We start from the raw sequence: 672 nt of genomic DNA, 5'->3' as shown, positions 1-672 counted from the left end.
CAGCGGGGTAATTTGCTCAGCGCGTAAGCCGCGCATTGCCGGATAGCGTAAGCCTTCCGGTGTCGCTTTAAGGCGCAGATTAGCCTGTTTGCGTAAGCGTTGTAAGCGGGTGTTATCCCGTGCCAGATGTTCTTGCTCGACCAATAACCCCAGTCGTTCATCGAAGCTAAGTTCTGCATAAGTATGAGGTGCAAGGCGTTGCTGCTCCAGCGCATTGGCCATGGCTGCGAGCTTTAGCTGGCGCAGTTGGATAAGCAGTGCGTCCATTGGTGTTGTCCTTATTGGTAGTATTTTGAGCCACGGATGTTGATGTGAGTACCAGGGATAATTGTGTTGATGTCATCCGGTTGCCAGCGCATATCTTCGCCGTTTTTCAGCAGCTTTTTGATGACCGGTATATAAGGTAGCTGGCGGCTTATGGCGAGCGCGCAGGCGTTTTCCAGCCGGTCACTGCCGTAGCGTTTTTGCTCACTCAATAGCGCCAAGCAGGCGCGCTGTGCCTGAACCAGATGGTCTTTACTGCGTTCAACCGCTAAGACCACCGCCAGGGTGTTGGAGCCGATATGAGTTGCCCAGCTGCGAATACGCTCTGGGTTCCACTCCTGATAGGCTGCATGATTTTCTGGCATATGCGCTACATCAGTGCTGTGCCGGTACGCGTTATGGCTGCGG

The 672-nt window shown here is 53.9% G+C and carries 1 protein-coding gene and 1 pseudogene; both read right to left on the bottom strand.

What is annotated here, in order from left to right:
• The coding region (locus tag AAY72_RS07720; protein WP_197408385.1) for an ATP-binding protein at nucleotides 1-267 on the bottom strand (267 nt) is incomplete at its 3' end.
• 11 nt (nucleotides 268-278) lie between these two features.
• Nucleotides 279-672, bottom strand: a pseudogene (locus tag AAY72_RS07715) (IS21 family transposase); the annotation flags it as partial.

The sequence above is a fragment of the Alishewanella sp. WH16-1 genome (assembly GCF_001441695.1).
GTDB classification, from domain to species: Bacteria; Pseudomonadota; Gammaproteobacteria; order Enterobacterales; family Alteromonadaceae; genus Alishewanella; species Alishewanella agri.
The sequence above is the reverse complement of the archived record's forward strand: the minus strand, read 5'-3'. Positions and strand labels throughout refer to the sequence as shown.